Consider the following 17397-nt stretch of genomic DNA (forward strand, 5'->3'; position numbering starts at 1 on the left):
GGCACGGCTCTGGGCGATTCACTGCCAATGCGCACGGCGATCGGCACGAGAAGAAGCAGTCACCTCAAGAGGTGCGCGGCGCGGGATGGGCAGAGTCCCGCGCCGGCCGTGAGCGCGGGCCCCTCGCGACAGGCCTACTCGGCCGCCTCGGCCGCGGACTTCTTTCGGCCGCGCCCCTTCGCGGGAGCAGCGGGAGCAGCGGGAGCGGCCGGCTCGGCGGCCTTGCGGCGCCCGCGCGCCTTCGGCGCCTCCTCGGGCTCGGCGGTCGTCACGACGGGCTCCGCCTCGCGGGCCGCCGCCTCGCTCTTGCGGCCGAGGCCGAGACTGCGTGCCAGCTCCGAGCGCTTGGCCGAGTAGCTCGCGGCGGTGGCCGGATAATCGGCCGGCAGACCGAAGCGCTGGCGGTAGGCCTGGAAATCCAGCCCGTGCTTGGTGAGGTGGCGCTTCAGCGTCTTGTAGGGCTTGCCGTCGATGAAGCTGACCAGAGCGTCCGGCGTGATCGACTTGCGGATCTGGGCCGGCGTGAGCTTCTCGGCGGGCGCCTCGGCCTGCTCAGCAGGCTTCGAGAGATCGCCGAGCGCAGCGTGCACGGTGCCGATCAGCGCAGGAAGATCGACGGCTTGGATATGGTTATTCGAGACATACGCCGAGACGATATCAACCGTCAGCTCGATCTGATCCGGCCCTAAAACTTCAGCGCTCTCCGACACGACGACCTCCCAACCACAACGACCCGAGAGAAAGGGCACGCGCCTCGATCCGTCAAGACAGCAGATAGTCGAATGGGGCGCCAAATCGCATTAGGTGTGACGATCACACACAAAAAATCTATCACAATAACGCTCCGGTACGAGCCGGAAGGCTTGTCACGACACCGAGCCCACTCGGCAGGGCGATGCAATCTTCGATGGACGCTCGCGGCATCATCGCGCCGACCTATCGCGTTTACGTACCGCAGCCCGCGCACGAATCACCGGCGCGCCCGATCAGATCGGGCGATGCTGGCGCCTAGCCGCCGCGCACTCCGGGTATGCATGCCCCTCGGAAGAACAGAGGGCCCGATCGCGCCTGTACCGCACGCTGGCCGATAGGGGGCCGCCGGGGGCCGCGCTGCCCGGCCGGCTCGCGCGGCGGCGCTACCGGCCGCGTCTCACGCTGTAGCTCGCGACCAAGCTCCGCATGGCGCCGTCTCTGCCGCCCTCCGACGCAGCGCCATCCTGCTGCATGGCCTCTGCGGTGCTGGCCGGCCTCGGTGGCGACATCGCTCCAATGACGCGGGATCAAGCAGCGACGGCTTTCGCCGAGGGGGCGGTCGCCCCGGCGACGCACGGCCCGGTTGCGCACCGCTCAAGCTTGCTGGCACAAGTCCCGCATCCCGGCGAGGGTTCTCCCCGGTTCTCCGACCGGCCCTCCCAGTCGAAGCGTGGACATGATGCGCATGCGGTGTGATGCTGTGACGATGCCGATGAAGAACGCGCTGCTCGCCGCCGGACTTGCCCTGGGTCTTCTCGGGGGATCATCCCTCGCGCAGGCCCAGAACGTCTTCCGCTTCGCCTTCCAGGGCGACATCAAGTCGCTCGATCCCTACTCGCTGAAGGAGAGCTTCACGATCGGGATGCACGGCGCGGTCTACGAAGCGCTGATCATGCGCGACAAGGACATGAAGTTTGTGCCCGCGCTCGCCGAGTCCTGGGAGACGCCGGAGCCGACGCGCTGGCGCTTCCACCTGCGCAAGGGCGTGAAGTTCCACGACGGCTCGCCCTTCACCGCCGACGACGTGCTCTTCTCGGTACAGCGCGTGCGGGCGCCGGGCTCGAACTTTCAGACGAACGTGCCGGCCGACGCCGAGTTCGTGAAGGTTGACGACTACACCGTCGACATGAAGCTGAAGACGCCGAATCCGATCGCGATCGCGCAGTTTCCGACCTGGTACATCATGTCGAAGACCTGGGCGGAGAAGAACAACGCCGTCCAGCCCTCGGCCCCGACCGCGACGTCCCCCAGCTACGCCACGCTCAACGAGAACGGCACCGGCCCCTTCATCATCACGGAACACCAGCCGGGCGTGCGCACGGTGTTCAAGAAGTTTCCCGGCTACTGGGGCAAGGTCGAGTCGAACCTCGACGAGGCGGTCTTCACCACGATCGGCAACTCGGCCACCCGCGTCGCAGCGCTGCTGTCCGGCGAGGTCGACTGGATCGACCCCGTGCCGCTGCAGGACCAGCCCCGCGTCGAGGCGAGCGGCAACGCCGTGGTGATGGCGGGGCCCGAGTTGCGCACGATCTTTCTCGGCATGGACCAGACGCGGGACGAGCTGAAGGACTCAAGCGTCAAGGGCAAGAACCCGTTCAAGGACAAGCGCGTGCGCGAGGCCTTCTACCTCGCCATCGACGAGGACACGATCGCCAAGCGCGTGATGCGCGGGCAAGCCACGCCCTCAGCCATCCTGATCGCGCCCTCGCTGTTCGACCGCTCGGGCGAGATCAAACGTCCGGGCTATGACCCGAAGAAAGCCAAGGCGCTCCTCACCGAAGCCGGCTACCCGGACGGGTTCACGCTCACGATGGACTGCCCGAACGACCGCTACGTCAACGACGAGGCGATTTGTCAGGCCGTGGTCTCGATGCTCGCGCGCGTCGGCGTGAAGGTGAACCTCAACGCTCAGCCCAAGGCCAAGTACTTCGCCAAGGTGCTGGCGCCCGCCTACGACACCTCGTTCTACCTCGTCGGCTGGACGCCCTCCTCGCAGGACAGCCACAACATCCTGTACGAGATCGCGGGCTGCCGGAACGATCCGAAATCCGGCCGCGGTGGCTGGAACCTGGGCAATTACTGCAACTCGAAGATCGACGAGATCGCCGACAAGGTCGAGCAGGAGACCGACAAGACCAAGCGCGACGCCCTGATCAAGGAGGGCTTCGACACGATCCAGACCGATTGGGGCTACATCCCGCTGCATCAGCAGGCGCTCGCCTGGGGCGTCTCGAAGAAGGTCACGCTGACCCAGCGGCCGGACAACTATCTCTATCTCTACTGGGTGTCCAAGAAGCCCTGAGGCCACAAGCGTGCTCGCGTTCCTGATCCGCCGCCTCGCCCAGGCCTTCGTGGTGCTGGGCGTGGTCGGCCTGATCGCCTTCGCCATGTTCCGGTTCGCGGGCGACCCCGTGAACCAGATCGTCGGTCCCGACACACCCGTCTCCGAGCGGGCCGCGATCCGCAAGAGCCTGGGCCTCGACGACCCGATGCTGGTGCAGTTCGGCCGCTACGCCGGCAACGTGCTACGGGGCGATTTCGGCATCTCCTACCAGTTCCGGCAGCCGGTGACCGCGCTCCTGGCCGAGCGCATCCCGGCGACGCTGGAACTCGCCTTCTGCGCCACGCTCTTCGCGCTCGGCGTCGGCATCCTGATGGGGGTCTACTGCGCGCTGAAACGGGACACCGTCCTCGCCAAGCTGTTCCAGGCGGTCTCGCTCATCGGCGTCTCGCTGCCGACCTTCCTGATCGGCATCCTGCTGATCTTCCTGTTCTCGGTCACGCTCGGCTGGCTGCCCTCCTACGGGCGCGGCGACACCGTGCGGATCGGGGGCTGGACCACGGGCTTCCTCACCGTCTCGGGGCTGAAGGCCCTGATCCTCCCCTCGGTCACCCTCGGCCTCTACCAGATGACCCTGATCATGCGCCTCGTCCGGGCCGAGATGCTCGAGGTGCTGCGCACCGACTACATCCGCTTCGCCCGCGCCCGGGGGCTGACCACCCGCGCCATCCATTTCGGCCACGCGCTGAAGAATACGCTCGTGCCCGTCATCACCATCGCGGGGCTCCAGCTCGGCTCGGTCATCGCCTTCTCGATCATCACCGAGACGGTGTTCCAGTGGCCGGGCATGGGCCTCCTGTTCGTGCAGGCGGTGCAGAACGTCGATATCCCGATCATGTCGGCCTACCTGCTGCTGGTCGCGGCGATCTTCGTCACCATCAACCTCGTGGTCGACCTCCTCTACACCGTGGTCGATCCCAGGCTCCGCACCAGCGTGGGGCGCGCCGCATGAGTGCCGCGATGGACGATGCCGCCGAGGTCCCGGAAATCCGGCAGCCCACAGGGTCGCGGCTGGCGCGCTTCCTCGATTCCGATCTCTGGGCGAGCTTCCGCCGCTCGAAGACGGCGATGGCCGCCTTCGTGGCGACCGTGCTGATGTTCGCGCTGGCTTTCGCCGCCCCCTGGATCGTGCCCCAGAACCCCTACGACCCGGCCCAGCTCGACCTGCTCAACTCGAACCTGCCGCCCATCTGGAAGGCGGAGGGGCAGGCGCCCTTCCTCCTCGGCACCGACGACCAGGGCCGCGACGTGCTCTCGGCGGTACTCTACGGGCTGCGCCTCTCGCTGATCGTCGGGATGCTCGGCGTGCTGGTCTCCGGCACGCTCGGCATCGGGCTCGGGCTCGTCGCGGGCTACGTGGGCGGCCTCCTCGACACGATCATCATGCGCGTCGCCGACGTGCAGCTGACCTTCCCGGCGATCCTGATCGCGCTGGTGGTCGACGGCGTCGCCAAGGCCTCCTTCGGCGGCGCGCTCGACACGAACGCCACGATCCTCCTCATCGTGGTGTCGATCGGGCTGTCGTTCTGGGTGCAGTACGCCCGCACCGTGCGCTCCTCCGTGATGGTGGAGCGCGGCAAGGACTACGTGCAGGCGGCTCGCCTGATCGGCCTGTCGACGCCGGTGATCATGGTCCGCCACGTGCTGCCCAACGTCACCGGTCCGGTCTTCGTCATCGCCACCATCAACCTCGCGCTCGCGATCATCACCGAGGCGACCCTGTCGTTCCTCGGCACGGGCTTGCCCGAGACGATGCCCTCGCTCGGCACCCTCATCCGCATCGGCAACAAGTTCCTGTTCTCAGGCGAGTGGTGGGTGGTGGCCTTTCCCGGCATCGCGCTGGCGGGCCTCGTCATCGCCATCAACCTGCTGGGCGACTGGCTGCGCGACGCGCTGAACCCGAAGCTGCAATGAGCGACACCGTCCTCTCCGTGCGCGACCTGCGCGTCGTCTTCGAGACGCGCCGAGGCACGCTCACCGCCATCGACGGCGTCTCCTTCGACATCGCCCGGGGCGAGATCCTGGGCGTGGTGGGCGAGTCCGGGGCCGGCAAGTCGGTGACGGGCTCGGCCGTCATCGGGTTGATCGACCCGCCCGGCCGCATCGCCGGGGGCGAGATCCGGTTACGCGGCGAGCGCATCGACAACCTGACGCCGGAGAAGATGCGCAGGGTGCGAGGGCGGCGCATCGGCATGATCTTCCAGGATCCGCTGACCTCTCTCGACCCGCTCTACCGGGTCGGCGAGCAGATCGTGGAGACGATCCGCACCCACACCGACCTGTCCGCGAAGGCCGCCAGGGCACGGGCGATCGACCTCCTCACCGAGGTGGGCATCCCGGCCCCCGAGCGGCGCATCGACGGTTACCCGCACGAGTTCTCGGGCGGCATGCGCCAGCGCGTGGTGATCGCGCTGGCGCTCGCGGCCGAGCCCGAGCTGATCATCGCCGACGAGCCGACGACGGCGCTCGACGTCTCGGTCCAGGCGCAGGTGATCACGCTCCTCAAGCGCCTCTGCCGCGAGCGCGGCACCGCCGTGATGCTGGTGACCCACGACATGGGGGTGATCGCCGAGGCCGCCGACCGGGTCGCCGTGATGTATTCGGGCCGGGTCGCCGAGATCGGCCCCGTGGAGAGCGTGGTGCGGGCGCCCCATCACCCCTACGCCCGCGGCCTGATGGGCGCGATCCCGACACTGAGCGACACCGCCGAGCGCCTGACCCAGATCCCGGGCGCGATGCCGCGGCTCACCGCAATCCCGCCGGGCTGCGCCTTCAACCCGCGCTGTCCGAACGTGTTCGGACGCTGCCGGGCCGAGCGGCCCGAGCCGCTCCCGGTCGACCGGACGCGGGTCGCCTGCCACCTCTACGATGAGCGCGGAGAAGCCGCATGAGCGCGGGCGCCTATGTCGAGGTCGAGGATCTGCGCCGGGTCTTCGACGTGTCGAAGCCCTGGCTCAACAGGGTGATCGAGCGGGCGCCCCGCCAGACCCTCAAGGCGGTGGACGGTGTCGGCTTCACGATCCGGCGCGGCGAGACCTTCGCGCTGGTGGGCGAGTCCGGCTCCGGCAAGTCGACGGTCGCCCGCATGGTGGTGGGCCTGCTGCCCCCGTCCGCGGGCGAAGTGCGCATCGCAGACATCTCGATGACCGACCCGCGCCAGGCAGCGGCGCGGCGGCGCCTGCGCGCCCGGATCCAGATGATCTTCCAGGATCCCTACGCCTCGATGAACCCGCGCTGGCGCGTCGGCGCGATCATCGCCGAGCCGATCCGCGCCTTCAACCTGATCCAGGGCGAGGCGGCGATCCGCGAGCGGGTCGGCGAGCTCTTGCGCCTCGTCGGCCTGCACCCGGACGACGCGCGGAAATACCCGCACGAATTCTCGGGCGGCCAGCGCCAGCGCGTCGCCATCGCGCGGGCGCTGGCGAGCCAAGCCGAGTTCCTGGTCGGCGACGAGCCGACCTCGGCCCTCGACGTCTCGGTGCAGGCCCAGATCCTGAACCTGATGCGCGACCTTCAGGACAGGCTCGGGCTGACCTACCTGTTCATCAGCCACAACCTCGCCGTGGTGCGCCACATGGCGACGCGGATCGGCGTGATGTATCTCGGCCGCCTCGTCGAGGTCGGCGACAAGGCCACGATCTTCGGCCGCCCGCGCCATCCCTACACCCGCATGCTGCTCGACGCGGTGCCGGACCTCGCCCACATCGGCCGAGCCCGAACGCCCGTTTCCGGCGAGATCCCCAACCCGATCGACCCGCCTTCAGGCTGCACCTTCAACCCGCGCTGCCCGCACGCGAACAACCGCTGCCGGGCCGAGGTGCCGAAACTCATCGACGGCGTGGCCTGCCACGCGGTGGAGGAGGGGCGCCTGGGCGCCTGAACGGGCAAAAAAAGAGCCGCCCCGCGGGCGGCCCGAGTTCGGGAGGAAACGCTCGGAGCGTCCGGCACGCCGACGTGCCGTACCGGAGGAACCGGGCGACGCCGGCTCCGTTCCGGCAAAACTTCGTTCCGCCTCTCGAATCAGGTCAGGCCCTCGCGCCAGAGCAGGCTGATCGGCGCGTCCACGAGCAGGAGCAGGGTGGCACGCAGAAGCTCGACTCGGCGGACGGGATCGCGATCGAGACCCGAGACCGGTCCGATCGCGGCCTCGAGCCGCGCATCGATCTCCGGCGAGGCGCCCAGGAAGCCCATCGTCCAACCGCCGAACGAGCGCCGTTCGATCTCACCCATCTCGATCACCGAGACGCTGCGGTGCCGTCGGTCGATGAGCAGGCGCTCGAACACGCCGAGGACCTCGGCGCGGTTCCCCTCCAGCACCTGCAGGAACCCAGTCCCCGTGTAGACGAGGACGCCCGAGAGACCGTCCTCGCCGTTTCGTCGGCGCGAAGACTCCAGGATCGCCGGCAGGTTGGAGGGCTGGAACATCTCCTCCGTCTCGTGGCGCGCCGCGCTCTTGTAGATCAAACGGAACAGGGCGGGTCCTGGGCATGGTTCCGGGAAGAGCGAACCAGCGAATCGGCCGGAGACCGTCTTGGCGCTCAGGGTCACACATCAGCACAGGGTGAGCCGGGGATAAACCCTGGCCGCGGCCTCGCGTCGCCCGTTCGTGGCTGCCAGCCCATTGACCCTTCTTTTGAGTTGTTCTAATTAAGAACTCGCAACGGCGGTGCCGGGCTGGACAGCCCGCCAGCCTCCGACACGGACCAGCACGAACGGAGATCTGACCATGGCCGGTACCAACGCGTCCTGCGAGAGCTGCCGCTTCTTCGACGACCACAAGCTCAACGGTGCCCAGGCCTCGGGCGACGAGGGCCTGTGCCGCTTCAACCCGCCGGTCAGCCAGCCGGCCCCGGAGTCGAAGGGCTTGTGGCCGGTCGTCGCCTCACAGGACTGGTGCGGTCACTTCACCGCCGACGTGACTGCGGCTGAGTAAGCGACCTTCCTCGAGGGAACGCCTGGGAGGGGCCGGCGCTCGCGCGCCGGCCCCTCTCCGCGTTTGGGGCACCTGTGGAGGGGCCATGAAGCGCGCGAGCGGATCGAGGCATGCCCGGACGCGGGTGCGGGTGGGCGCATGACCGCGCTGAGCGCGCATCCTGCGTTGCCGGCGGACCCGCTCTGGTCGTAGCGTGGATGCATGACGCCGATGCTGCGCGCGGCGGGCGCGGAGGATATTCCCGCGATCGCCCGGATCTACACGGAGGCCGTGCTGAACGGTACAGCGACCTTCGAGACCGAGCCGCCCTCCGAGGCAGAGATGGCGCGTCGCTGGTCGGACCTCGTCGCGGCGGGGCTGCCGTGGCTCGTGGCCGAAGGCGGGAACGGTGTCGTCGGCTACGCCTATGCGGGCCTCTACCGGACGCGCGCGGCCTACCGCTCGACCCTCGAGACTTCCGTCTACGTCGCGTCGGAGGCCCGGGGACTCGGGATCGGACGGGCCCTGCTCGACGCGCTCATTCCGGCCTGCGAGGCCATCGATGCGCGCCGGCTCGTGGCCGTGATCGCGCACCCGGGCTCCGAGGCCTCAGTAGCCCTCCACACGGGTGCGGGCTTCGTGCCCGCGGGATGTCTGCCGGCGGTCGGCTACAAGCACGGGCGCTGGCTCGACACCCTGCTGATGCAGCGCGCCCTCGGCCCGGGATCGGACGGACCGCCGAGCCGGGTCTAGCGCGCCGCGCGGCGGCCGTTCAGCGCAGCAGGAAGTTCTCGGGCCTCAGCGGCTCGGGCACGGGCTCGCCGAGCGCGTCGAGCACGATCGCTTCGACCGTGCGCAGCATCGCGTCGAGAGGCAGATCGTTCGGGTCGGTCCCGAAGGGTTCCTCCAGCTCGTCGCCCAGCGCGTCGAGGCCGAAGAAGGTGTAGGCCACGAGGGCGACCGCGGCCGGCGTCGCCCAGCCGAGGGAGCCCGAGAGACCGACGGGCAGGAACAGGCAGTAGAGCCAGGCGGTGCGATAGAGCAGCAGCGTGTAGGCGAAGGGCAGGGGCGTCGTGCGGATCCGCTCGCAGGCCGCCTGGATCGCCGACAGGTCGGCGATCTTCCGCTCCAAGATGCCGAACAGGACGTCGCTGAGGGCGCCTTGGCGCATCCCCTCCGCCAAGTCCGCGGACAGGCCCGTGAGCGCCGCGTCGGTCGGGCAGAGGGTGCCCGCCTCCGTGCCCGGCGGCAGCCAGGGCAGGACCGCGGCGGCCTCGTCGGCCTCGCGCAGGCGCGCGTGCAGGCCGTGCGTGAAGCCCGCCACGCGGCGCAGGGCCGTCCGCCGCAGCGCGTCCTCGCCGGGTCCGGGCAGGAGCGCGTTCAGCGTGCGGGCGAGACCGCGCGCCTCCACGATCAGGCCGCCCCAGAGCTTGCGGGCCTCCCACCAGCGCTCGTAGCAGGCATTGTTGCGGAAGCTCAGGAAGATCGAGAGCGCGAGGCCGATCAGCGTGAACGGGCCGATGCCGGCGGTGACCGGAAAGGCCTCCGGCCAGCGCTGCTCCGCGGCCACCACGAGGCAGGCGAAGGCCGCCAGACCCAGCACGGTCGGCGCGACCTGCGGCAGGATCGAGCCCCGCAGGGTGAACAGGATGGCGAGGAGGTTCGGGCGCGGGCGGACGATCATGGACGCGAGGGGGGTGAGAGCGGGATGAGGGCTGGATGAGGCCAGGGATGCGGTCGCGGCGAAACGCCGGATCGGCGAGGAGATCTCACCGGACGTCATGATGCGGTCAACATCGGGGCGGATTGCGGACCCCGACAGGCGGCCCACCCCACAATCAGGGGATGCGGACCTGCCGAGACTGTGCGGACGAGCGGGGCCGGAGGGGCGCGGCCCGCTTCGCTTGGGAGTATGGCATGACGTTTCGACTGATCGCGGCCGGTGCAGTGCGGGCCGGCCTCCGGCGCGCGGCGCTCCCGGCCGCGCTGCTGGTGGGCCTGACGGGCGCGGGCCACGCCGCGACCCCGGCCGATGCGACCGGCACCTTCCTGACCGAGGACGGGCGCGCCCGGATCCGGATGGAGAAGTGCGGCCCGGCCGAGAAGAACCTCTGCGGCTACGTCGTCTGGCTGAAGGTGCCCCTGAACGACAAGGGCCAGCCCCGGGTCGACTTCAAGAACCCCGACCCGAAGAAGCAGGCGCGCGCCTCGCTCGGCCACCAGCTCATCCTCGGCCTGAAGCCGAACGCCGATGCCCGCTACGAGGGCCGGATCTACAACTCGGAGGACGGCAAGTCCTACGATGTCACCATCTGGAGCGAGGCGCCGGGCGAACTGACCGTGCGCGGCTGCCTCATCGCCTTCCTGTGCAAGTCCCAGACCTGGAACAAGGTCAGCGACGTGCTGCCCGGCCAGCTCACGGGTCCGACCAACGGTCCCGGCGGCCCCCGTTCCGATCCCGAATGGCTGCCCGCCAAGGCTGCCGCCACGGGCTCGACCGCGGCGCCGGCCGCGCCGAAGCCGGCCGCGAAGCCCGCTGCGGCCCCGAAGGCCGCCGAGTAAGCTTCCGAAGGGAGTCATCCTCTCGGGTGCGATCGCGCGGACGGGCAACCGCTGTGGTGCCCGCCCGCGCCCGTGCTATGCTGCACTGTCTCGAAGGGGCGCCTCGCACCGGTCGAACGGTCCATGTCCTGCCGCCATCAGCCCGACGCACCCAGGCCCGGCGCCCTGCAGGACGCGCCCTCCTTCGCGCGCAAATGGCGCCGCTTCCCCAGCGCGCTGCCCTTAGCCTGCAACGACAATCATCGGCCCGGGCGGTTGCGCGCCGCGCTACTTGCAGGATCCGGCATCGCCGGCATTCTGGTGGGTCTGCTGGCCGTCGCGGCGGCCCTGATCTGAGGCCGGTTCAGCCGTCGTAGGCCGGCACGGTGCGCTGATCCGGCAGGGGCACCGCCATGTGGAAGTGCAGCCCCGCTGGCTCGTAGGCGAACGCGATCTCGGCCCCGCACTGGACCTTCAGCACCCGCTGGAGCAGCGTCGAGCCGAACCCTTTGCGGGTGGGCTCCCCCACCGCCGGTCCGCCGCTCTCGCGCCAGTCGAGGAGCAGTTCCCGCCCGGCCTGCGTGCGCCTTACCTCCCAGACCACGGCGACGCGGCCCTCCGGGAGCGACAGGGCCCCGTGCTTGGCTGCGTTGGTGGTGAGCTCGTGGATCGCCATGCCGGTCGGCACTGCGAGATCGCCGATCAGCTCGACTGCCGGGCCATCGAGGCGGATGCGCCTGCCCTCCTCGTCGTCGTAGGGACCGAGTTCGTTGACCAGCATCTCCCGCAGGGAGGCCTGCTGCCAGTAATCCTCGGTCAGCAGATTATGGGTTTTGGCGAGCGAGATGATGCGCGCGGAGAAGGCGTTGTAGAAGGCGTCCACGCTGGTGGCCGCCCGCGCCGAGGCGCCGAGCAGTCCCTGCACGGTGGCCAGCGTGTTCTTCACCCGGTGGTGCAGTTCGCGGATCAGCAGGGCCTGACGCTCGGCGGTGCGCTCGCGCTCCTCCAGATGCGCCCGTGCCTCGTGCTGACGCCGTCGCGCGCGCGCTGCGAAACGGGCGGCCATCACGAGCGTGGCCGGGTGGAAGGGGCGTTCCAGGGAGTTGACGTTGCCGAGCGCCTCGGCGAGCCGGCCGTCGGGCTCGCCCCGGCGCATCGTCAGCAGGATGAAGGGGAAGTCCGACCAGGGCGGCTGGCGCGCGATCCAGTCGGCCAGGACCTGGCGGTTCGCCGCCAGCAGCGCCTCCTCGGTGACGACGGCGCAGGTGGCGCCATCGAGCGCCTCCACCAGTTCCGGCAGCGTCGCGCAGGTTCGGGTCCCGATCCCAGCCTCGTCCAGGATGGAGGCCGCGACCTCCGCGTCGCGGCCCTGGGGTGCTAGGATCAGGACCGGCAGGGCGGATTCAGGCATCGGCATCGTGGTCGGGCAGGAGCGTCTCGGCCTCGCCGTCGAAGGTCGGCACCCCGGTCATGATCCCGCGGAAGCGCCGCAGGGGCTCGCCGACCGCGATACCGTTGGCATCGATCCGCAACTCCCGGATCGTCGCCTCGTGCCCGCCCGTGCGCTTCTTGGCCACCGAGATCGCGCGGCGCAGCTCGCCGGCCGCCTCGAAGGCGCGGAACAGCAGGATCGTGTCGCTCAGATAGGTCAGGTCGACAGCCGCCTTCATGGTGCCCAACATCCCGTGCTGGGCAAGGATGAGAAGCGTCACCACGCCCTGCTGGTTCAGGTAGGTCAGGATCTCGTGCATCTGCAGGAGCAGGAATCGCTCCTCCGGCATGGCGTTGTGGTAGCCCGTGAGCGAGTCGATCACCACGATGCCGGCACCCTGGCGCTCGACGGCGTCCTGGATCCGGGCCGCCATCTCGCCCGGCGAGATCTCCGCGGGATCGATCTGCTCGATGCGCAGCTGGCCGCTGGCGACGTGGGGTGCGAGGTCCATGCCGAGCCCGCGGCAGCGCCGCATGAGCACCCCCGTCGTCTCGTCGAAGGCGAGCATCAGGACGCGCTCGCCGCGGTTTAGCGCCGCCATGACATAGGCCGCCGCGACGGTGGACTTGCCGACTCCCGAGGGGCCGATCAGCATGGTGCTGGTGCCGCGGTCGAGACCGCCCCCGAGCAGGGCGTCGAGAGCGGCGTTGCCGCTGCCGACCCGCGCCTCCGCGAAGGTGCTCCGGTGGTCGGCGGCCACGAGGCGGGGATAGATCGTGAGGCCGCCCCGGCGGATGACGTAGTCGTGGAAGCCGCCCCGGAAAGCGGTGCCCCGCATCTTGATCACCCGCAGCCGGCGGCGCTCGGCACCGTAGAGCGGCGCGAGGTGCTCCAGGCGGAGCACGGCGTGGCTGAGGCTGTGCAGGTTGAGATCGTCGACCTCCGCCGTGAGGTCGTCGAGCAGGATCGCGGTGGTGTCCTGGATCAGCAGGAAGCTGCGCAGCGCGTGCACCTGCCGCCGGTAGCGCAGCGAGCCCTCCGAGAGCAGGCGGATCTCCGAGAGGCTGTCGAAGACCAGGCGGTCGGGCTTGGCCCGCTCGATCTCGGCCATCGCGAGATGCACGGTCTCGCCGAGTTCGAGGTCGGATGCGTGGACGAGGCTCTGCTGCTGGCGCGGGTCGAGGCTGAGTTCGGGCGGCACCAACTCGACGATCTCGATGCCGTCGAGCGTCCAGCCGTGCCGCGCGGCGATGTTCAGGAGCTCGCGCCGGCTCTCCGTCAGGGTGATGTAGAGGCAGCGCTCGCCCCGCCGCGCCCCATCGAGCAGGAACTGCATGGCGAGCGTCGTCTTGCCGGAGCCGGGCCGCCCCTCGACCAGATGAGCCCGGTTGCGGGCGTAGCCGCCGCGCAGGAGGTAATCGAGACCGGCCACGCCCGTGGATACGGGCAGGGCGTCGCCATCAGGGTTCTGCACGGTCGCGCGCCTCGATTCAGCTAACGGGCCGGGCCGCGGTCACGGTCCGGCGAGATTCCGCTCCTACACCACCGGCCACGGCTCCAAAACCGTCTTCGGACACGGCGCAGGAGCATCACGTTCCCGCCGCACGGGTGAACCCGCGATCATCGCGCCTCGATCATCTCGCGGATGCGGCTCGCCAGCGTCTCCATCACGAAGGGCTTGGTGAGCACCGCCATGCCGGGCTCCAGATGGCCGTTGCCGACCGCGGCGTTCTCGGCGTAGCCGGTGATGAACAGCACCTTCAGCCCCGGTCGGCTGACGCGGGCCGCGTCCGCCACCTGCCGGCCGTTCATGCCGCCCGGCAGCCCGACATCGGTTACGAGCAGGTCGATGCGCACGTCGGACTGGAGCAGGCGCAGGCCGGACGGGCCGTCGGCGGCCTCGATGGCGGTGTAGCCGAGGTCCTCCAGAACCTCCGTCACCAGCATGCGCACGGAGGGCTCGTCGTCGACGACCAGAACCGTCTCGCCCTGCTCCGCGCGCGGCGCGGAGGCGAGATCCGGCAGGGTCTCGGTGCCCTCCGCCTCCCCGTGGTGGCGCGGCAGGTAGAGGCACATCGTGGTGCCCTGGCCAAGCTCCGAGTAGATCCGGACCTGGCCGCCGGACTGGCGCACGAAGCCGTAGATCATCGAGAGGCCGAGCCCCGTTCCCTGGCCGATCGGCTTCGTGGTGAAGAAGGGATCGAAGGCCTTGGCGATCACCTCCGGTGTCATGCCGGTGCCCGTATCGGTCACGCAGAGCGAGAGATACTGGCCCGGCTCCAAGTCGCGCTCCCGGGCGGCGCGGTGATCGAGCCAGCGGTTGGCAGTCTCGATGGTGATGCGCCCGCCCTCCGGCATGGCGTCCCGGGCGTTGATGCAGAGGTTCAGGAGCGCGTTCTCGAGCTGGCTCGGATCGACCAGCGCCGACCACAGGCTCGGGGCGCCGACCACCTCAAGGGTCACTGCCGGCCCGATGGTGCGGCGGATCAGCTCCTCCATGCCGGCCACCAATCGGTTCACATCCGTGGGCTTGGGGTCGAGCGTCTGGCGGCGCGAGAAGGCGAGCAGGCGGTGTGTCAGCGCCGCCGCCCGCCGCGCCGCCCCTTGGGCGGCGTTGATGTAGCGATCGAGATCGGTCATCCGGCCCTGGCCCATGCGGGTCTGCAGGAGTTCGAGCGAGCCGGTGATGCCGGTGAGCAGGTTGTTGAAGTCGTGCGCGAGGCCGCCGGTGAGCTGGCCCACCGCCTCCATCTTCTGCGACTGGCGCAGGGCCTCCTCGGCGTTCTCGCGGGCGGCAATCTCCTCGGCGACCCGCCGTTCCAGCGTTGCGTTGAAGGCCTCCAGCGCCGCCTTGTCGCGCAGCTCCGCCTCGATGTTGCGCGCCTCGATCACCGTGCCGATCGGCCGGCCGCTCTCGTCGCGGATCGGACTCGCCGTAAAGGCGACGGGGTAGAACGAGCCGTCCCGGTGGACGAAGACCTCCTCGCCCTGCTCCTGGTTGTTCTCCGGAAAGGCCTGATCGATCGGGCACTCGCAGAGCGGGTAGGGCGAGCCGTCCGGCCGGGTATGGTGCACCACGTCATGGAGCGCACGCCCCGCGGTCTCCGAGAGGCTGTAGCCGGTGAGCCGCTCGGCCGCCCGGTTCATGTAGGCGCAGTGTTGGCGCTCATCCATCAGGAAGATCGCCTGCGTGGTGTTGTTGAGGATGGCATCGAGGCGCCGGGTCGTGTCGACCAGGCGCTGCTCGGTGGCCTTGCGGTCGTGGATGTCGGCGACCGAGCCGATATAGCCCAGGAAGCTCCCATCCTCGGCGAGCCTCGGCTCGGCGGCGTCGATGAACCAGCGGTAGCGCCCGTCCGCCCCACGCAGACGGTATTCGAGCCGGAACGGCGTCCGCCGGACGTTGGCGGCAAGAAAGGCCTCGCCCGACCAGCCGCGATCGTCCGGATGCACCGCGTCGAGCCAGCCGAGGCCCAGCCCCTCCGCCTCGCTCTGACCCGTGTACGCGTACCAGCTCCTGTTGAGGTAGGTGCAGGCCCCGCCGGGGTCGGTCACCCACATCATCACGGGGGCGTGGTCGGCCATGTTGCGAAAGCGCGCCTCGCTCTCGGCGAGCCGGGTCTCGGCGGCGCGGCGCGCGGTGGATTCCGGGAACAGAACGGCGAAGCGGTCGCCCCCGAGAGGGATGGCGTGGCCCTCGTACCAACGGTCGAACATGTCGACGCGCCGCGAGAAGGTGACGGTCACGGTCTCGCCCACGGCGCGGGCGATATCCGCGATCCAGACATCCTCGACGCCCGGGATGAGCTCGCGGAGGGTGCGCCCCACGGCGCGCTCGCGCGGAATCCCGACGAGCTTCTCCCAGGCAGGATTGACGTCGAGGTAGCGCCAGTCGGTCACGGCGCCGTGCGCGTCGCGCACGACCTCGCCGATGAGCAGGCCCTCGTGCACCCGCTCGAAGAGACTGCGCCACAGCGCCTCGCTCTCGTACGGCACCGGCCCGGTCCGCACCCTTGCCCCGCCTTCCACCGTCACCGTCTCCTGCCGCGTCGGGGCACTCCGCCCTGAACGCCCCGTTGCAGGCCCTGTTCCGCCCTCAGTCCAGCAGGGCGGCGTAGGTCATCACCCGCAGCTGCTTGCGGATCGGCAGGGCAGAGGAGGGGATGAGTTGGGTGAGCAGCACCACCGCCATTTCCTCGGTGGGGTCGATCCAGAAGGCCGTCGAGGCGAGACCGCCCCAGGCGACCTCGCCTGGCGAGCCGAGGATCTGGGCGCGGGCCGGATCGAGCATCACCGAGAAGCCGAGCCCGAAGCCGATTCCGTCATAGGACGTCTCGGCGAAGCGCGGGGTGCCCATGGCGGCGAGATCGCCGCGGAGATGGTTCGTGGTCATCAGGTCCACGGTCTTTCGCCCGAGGAGCCGGACACCGTCGAGCGCGCCCCCGTTCAGGATGAAGCGGCAGAAGCGCAGGTAGTCGGCGGCCGTCGAGACGAGCCCGCCCCCACCGGACGCGATGGCGGGTTGTCTGGCGAAGACCGTCTCGACCGCGTCGTCGTACTGGGTCAGCCGACGCTCGCGGTCGTAGACGTAGCAGGCCGCAAAGCGCCCCTGGTTCTCCGGCCGGACGTGGAAGTCGGTGTCGTGCATGCCGAGCGGGCGGATCACGCGCGCGCGCAGGTGATCGGCGAAATCCTGGCCCGAGATCACCTCGACGAGGCGTCCGAGCACGTCGGTGGCGACGCTGTAGTTCCAGGCCGTGCCGGGCTGGGCGAGGAGCGGCAGGCCGGCGACGGTCCGGGTCACCTCGGCGAGGGTGGAATCGACGCGCAGGTAGTCGGCGCCCTGCTGGCGGTAGAGCGCGTCCACCAGCGTCGCCTCCATGAAGCCGTAGGTCAGACCGGCCGTGTGGGTGAGGAGGTCGCGGATCGTGATCGGCCGGCGCGCCGGCTCGGTCTCGAGCTTGGCCCGGTTGCCCCCCGTGGCGACCCGCAGGTCGGAGAATTCCGGCAGGAAGCGCGCCACCGGATCGTCGAGCTGGAAGCGGCCCTCCTCGTAGAGCTGCATCACCGCGACGGAGGTGAGCGGCTTGGTCATCGAGTAGATGCGCGTCACGGTGTCGAGGCCGAAGGGGGTTCCCCGCTTCATGTCGGCGAGGCCGTGGGCGCGCGCGAAGGCGAGCTGCCCGCGCCGCATCACCGAGACCGAGAGACCGGCAAGGCGCCCCTCCGCGACGAGCCCGCGCATCCAGCCGTCGACGCGCTCCAGCCGCTCGGGACAGAGGCCGAGATCCTTCGGGTCCGCCAGAACCTGCATCGCCACACTCCGCTCACCGGTCCGATGCGCGAGGTATAGGGGGGCGGAAATTCCTGTCGAGCCCCCAGACCCGCACGGGGCTCGCCAGGAATTTCCGCCCCCCT

The 17397-nt window shown here is 69.8% G+C and carries 16 protein-coding genes; 9 read left to right on the forward strand and 7 right to left on the reverse strand.

The genetic code is table 11. The features are described 5' to 3' along the window. Nucleotides 1-134: 134 nt before the first annotated feature. Entirely contained in the window at nucleotides 135-710 is a 576-nt protein-coding gene (locus MFF54_RS14355; protein WP_238303579.1) for a Ros/MucR family transcriptional regulator, read from the reverse strand. 749 nt (nucleotides 711-1459) lie between these two features. On the opposite strand from MFF54_RS14355, the gene MFF54_RS14360 reads away from it, so the two are divergent. Genes MFF54_RS14360 through MFF54_RS14380 form a run of 5 tightly spaced genes read left to right on the forward strand, consistent with a single transcriptional unit; the run spans nucleotide 1460 to nucleotide 6974 of the window. Then, complete coding sequence (locus MFF54_RS14360) at nucleotides 1460-3055, forward strand: ABC transporter substrate-binding protein (RefSeq protein WP_238303592.1); 1596 nt, start codon at nucleotides 1460-1462, stop codon at nucleotides 3053-3055. A 10-nt stretch (nucleotides 3056-3065) separates the two neighbouring features. Then, complete coding sequence (locus tag MFF54_RS14365) at nucleotides 3066-4046, forward strand: ABC transporter permease (protein WP_238303580.1); 981 nt, start codon at nucleotides 3066-3068, stop codon at nucleotides 4044-4046. 8 nt (nucleotides 4047-4054) lie between these two features. Further along, a complete protein-coding gene (locus MFF54_RS14370) occupies nucleotides 4055-5008 on the forward strand; it encodes an ABC transporter permease (protein ID WP_238303581.1) in 954 nt (317 codons plus the stop codon). Continuing rightward, nucleotides 5005-5985 (forward strand): ABC transporter ATP-binding protein, encoded by a 981-nt coding sequence (locus tag MFF54_RS14375; RefSeq protein ID WP_238303582.1) that lies wholly within the window; start codon nucleotides 5005-5007, stop codon nucleotides 5983-5985. Before MFF54_RS14370 ends, MFF54_RS14375 begins: the two co-directional genes overlap by 4 nt. Further along, nucleotides 5982-6974, forward strand: a complete 993-nt coding sequence (locus MFF54_RS14380; protein ID WP_238303583.1) for an ABC transporter ATP-binding protein — start codon at nucleotides 5982-5984, stop codon at nucleotides 6972-6974. Before MFF54_RS14375 ends, MFF54_RS14380 begins: the two co-directional genes overlap by 4 nt. A 140-nt stretch (nucleotides 6975-7114) precedes the next feature. Here MFF54_RS14380 and MFF54_RS14385 read toward each other — a convergent pair whose 3' ends face one another. After that, nucleotides 7115-7558, reverse strand: a complete 444-nt coding sequence (locus MFF54_RS14385) for a BLUF domain-containing protein (RefSeq protein ID WP_238303584.1) — start codon at nucleotides 7556-7558, stop codon at nucleotides 7115-7117. Nucleotides 7559-7820: 262 nt separating this feature from the next. Between MFF54_RS14385 and MFF54_RS14390 the strand changes: the two genes are divergently transcribed. Together MFF54_RS14390 and MFF54_RS14395 are read left to right on the forward strand one after the other, a co-directional pair. Then, nucleotides 7821-8027: a hypothetical protein gene (locus MFF54_RS14390; RefSeq protein WP_066921646.1), complete on the forward strand. Its 207-nt coding sequence runs from the start codon at nucleotides 7821-7823 to the stop codon at nucleotides 8025-8027. Nucleotides 8028-8228: 201 nt separating this feature from the next. Continuing rightward, entirely contained in the window at nucleotides 8229-8759 is a 531-nt protein-coding gene (locus tag MFF54_RS14395) for a GNAT family N-acetyltransferase (protein WP_238303585.1), read from the forward strand. A gap of 19 nt (nucleotides 8760-8778) precedes the next feature. On the opposite strand, the gene MFF54_RS14400 is transcribed toward MFF54_RS14395, so the two are convergent. Further along, complete coding sequence (locus tag MFF54_RS14400; RefSeq protein WP_238303586.1) at nucleotides 8779-9690, reverse strand: bestrophin family protein; 912 nt, start codon at nucleotides 9688-9690, stop codon at nucleotides 8779-8781. Nucleotides 9691-9923: 233 nt separating this feature from the next. Here MFF54_RS14400 and MFF54_RS14405 point away from each other — a divergent pair, with 233 nt between their 5' ends. Next, nucleotides 9924-10568, forward strand: coding sequence for a DUF2147 domain-containing protein (locus tag MFF54_RS14405; protein WP_238303587.1), 645 nt, complete (start codon nucleotides 9924-9926; stop codon nucleotides 10566-10568). Nucleotides 10569-10691: 123 nt separating this feature from the next. Next, nucleotides 10692-10904 carry a hypothetical protein gene (locus MFF54_RS14410; RefSeq protein ID WP_238303588.1) on the forward strand — a complete coding sequence of 71 codons (213 nt, stop codon included), beginning with the start codon at nucleotides 10692-10694 and terminating at the stop codon, nucleotides 10902-10904. A gap of 7 nt (nucleotides 10905-10911) precedes the next feature. Here MFF54_RS14410 and MFF54_RS14415 read toward each other — a convergent pair whose 3' ends face one another. From MFF54_RS14415 to MFF54_RS14430, 4 genes are all read right to left on the reverse strand, one after another. Continuing rightward, complete coding sequence (locus MFF54_RS14415) at nucleotides 10912-11958, reverse strand: sensor histidine kinase (protein WP_238303589.1); 1047 nt, start codon at nucleotides 11956-11958, stop codon at nucleotides 10912-10914. Beyond that, nucleotides 11951-13453 (reverse strand): ATPase domain-containing protein, encoded by a 1503-nt coding sequence (locus tag MFF54_RS14420; protein WP_238303590.1) that lies wholly within the window; start codon nucleotides 13451-13453, stop codon nucleotides 11951-11953. Before MFF54_RS14420 ends, MFF54_RS14415 begins: the two co-directional genes overlap by 8 nt. Nucleotides 13454-13599: 146 nt before the next feature. After that, nucleotides 13600-15975 (reverse strand): PAS domain-containing hybrid sensor histidine kinase/response regulator, encoded by a 2376-nt coding sequence (locus MFF54_RS14425; protein WP_283206282.1) that lies wholly within the window; start codon nucleotides 15973-15975, stop codon nucleotides 13600-13602. Between the two features lie 100 nt (nucleotides 15976-16075). After that, nucleotides 16076-17293, reverse strand: coding sequence for a serine hydrolase domain-containing protein (locus MFF54_RS14430; protein WP_238303591.1), 1218 nt, complete (start codon nucleotides 17291-17293; stop codon nucleotides 16076-16078). Nucleotides 17294-17397 lie beyond the last annotated feature (104 nt).

The organism is Methylobacterium gregans (genome assembly GCF_022179245.1).
In the GTDB taxonomy this organism is placed as follows: Bacteria; Pseudomonadota; Alphaproteobacteria; order Rhizobiales; family Beijerinckiaceae; genus Methylobacterium; species Methylobacterium gregans.